The 844-nt window shown below is 69.8% G+C and carries 1 protein-coding gene; it reads left to right on the forward strand.

The genetic code is table 11. The features are described from left to right. Positions 1-844 (forward strand): RHS repeat domain-containing protein (locus tag L995_RS16235; protein WP_047472636.1); only part of this gene is annotated, 844 nt, incomplete at both ends.

Consider the following 844-nt stretch of genomic DNA (forward strand, 5'->3'; position numbering starts at 1 on the left):
ACCACGCCCGGCCAGGAACGGCACTACACCTGGCAATGGATGGACGGGCGCGAGCTGCGCTTCAACCACCGGGGGCGCCTGACCCGCATCAGCCTGCCCTCGGGCGAACAGGTCCGCCTGGACTACAACGCCAAGGGCAACCGCCTGCTCAAGGTCACCGACCCGCAGGGCCGCAGCCTGCGCCTGCACTACGCCCAATCTTCGGGCGAGGGCAGCTTCACCGGCGTGCAGGCCATCGACACCCCGCTGGGCCGCATCGACTACCGCCACGGCAGCGCACCGTTGCCCGGCAGCACCCAGCCCCAGGCCAAGCTGAACGCCAGCCTCGTGCAGGTCAGCCTCCCGTCGGCCGATGGCCAAGCCCCGGTCCAGCGCCACTACCACTATGAGGACCCGCGCCACCCCACCTTGCTCACCGGCATCAGCGTCCAGGGCCAGGGCAGTGACGGCAAGCCCATGGACGAGCGCATCGCCAGCTATGCCTACGGCGACAACGGCCGCGCCATCTTGAGCGTGCGCGGCCGGCCGGACAGCCAGCAGGAAAAAGTCACCCTGGACCTCAGCCAGCCCTGGAAGAACACCCTCACCAACAGCCTTGGGCAAACAACCACCTACCACTACGACACCATCGGCGGGCAATGGCGATTGCTTGAAGTGCGCGGCCCGGGCTGCGCCAGCTGCGGCCCCGGCGACATGCGCTACCGGTACGACGCGCAAGGGCGCCTGACCGACGCCACGCGGCTCGATCCCGCAGGCCGCCCGCTGGAAGGCACGCGCACCGAGCTGGACCCCTTCGGCCGCCCGCTGGCCGTGTACCGCATCGCCTACACACAAGGCCAAGCCC

Source organism: Delftia sp. ZNC0008, assembly GCF_000799035.1.
Taxonomy (GTDB): Bacteria; Pseudomonadota; Gammaproteobacteria; order Burkholderiales; family Burkholderiaceae_C; genus Comamonas; species Comamonas tsuruhatensis.